Source organism: Kitasatospora sp. NPDC023118, from assembly GCF_055560875.1.
Genome location: NZ_JBVHHW010000095.1, coordinates 1 through 1,394, shown reverse-complemented (window position 1 = coordinate 1,394; position 1,394 = coordinate 1). Strand labels below are relative to the sequence as shown.

The 1,394-nt window shown below is 56.1% G+C and carries 1 rRNA gene; it reads right to left on the bottom strand.

The window, feature by feature from the left end:
- Positions 1 to 2: 2 nt before the first annotated feature.
- Positions 3 to 1,394 (bottom strand): 23S ribosomal RNA (locus tag ACZ3UD_RS37710); the annotation flags it as partial.

Below are 1,394 nucleotides of genomic sequence, written 5' to 3'. Positions count from 1 at the left end.
CTGAGGACAAGCCCTCGGCCTATTAGTACCGGTCAACTCCACCCCTCACAGGGCTTCCATATCCGGCCTATCAACCCAGTCGTCTACTGGGAGCCTTACCCTCTCAAGGAGGTGGGAGTGCTCATCTCGAAGCAGGCTTCCCGCTTAGATGCTTTCAGCGGTTATCCCTCCCGAACGTAGCCAACCAGCCATGCCCTTGGCAGAACAACTGGCACACCAGAGGTTCGTCCGTCCCGGTCCTCTCGTACTAGGGACAGCCCTTCTCAACACTCCTACGCGCACAGCGGATAGGGACCGAACTGTCTCACGACGTTCTAAACCCAGCTCGCGTACCGCTTTAATGGGCGAACAGCCCAACCCTTGGGACCTACTCCAGCCCCAGGATGCGACGAGCCGACATCGAGGTGCCAAACCATCCCGTCGATATGGACTCTTGGGGAAGATCAGCCTGTTATCCCCGGGGTACCTTTTATCCGTTGAGCGACGGCGCTTCCACAAGCCACCGCCGGATCACTAGTCCCTACTTTCGTACCTGCTCGACCCGTCAGTCTCACAGTCAAGCTCCCTTGTGCACTTACACTCAACACCTGATTGCCAACCAGGCTGAGGGAACCTTTGGGCGCCTCCGTTACCCTTTAGGAGGCAACCGCCCCAGTTAAACTACCCACCAGACACTGTCCCTGATCCGGATCACGGACCCAGGTTAGACATCCAGCACGACCAGAGTGGTATTTCAACGGCGACTCCACAACAACTGGCGTTGCTGCTTCACAGTCTCCCACCTATCCTACACAAGCCGAACCGAACACCAATATCAAGCTATAGTAAAGGTCCCGGGGTCTTTCCGTCCTGCTGCGCGAAACGAGCATCTTTACTCGTAATGCAATTTCACCGGGCCTATGGTTGAGACAGTCGAGAAGTCGTTACGCCATTCGTGCAGGTCGGAACTTACCCGACAAGGAATTTCGCTACCTTAGGATGGTTATAGTTACCACCGCCGTTTACTGGCGCTTAAGTTCTCAGCTTCGCCCAACCGAAATCGAGCTAACCGGTCCCCTTAACGTTCCAGCACCGGGCAGGCGTCAGTCCGTATACATCGCCTTACGGCTTCGCACGGACCTGTGTTTTTAGTAAACAGTCGCTTCTCGCTGGTCTCTGCGGCCACCCCCAGCTCAGAGTGCAAGACCCATCACCAGGAATGGCCCCCCTTCTCCCGAAGTTACGGGGGCATTTTGCCGAGTTCCTTAACCATAGTTCACCCGAACGCCTCGGTATTCTCTACCTGACCACCTGAGTCGGTTTGGGGTACGGGCCGCCATGAAACTCGCTAGAGGCTTTTCTCGACAGCATAGGATCATCCACTTCACCACAATCGGCTCGGCATCAGGTCTCAG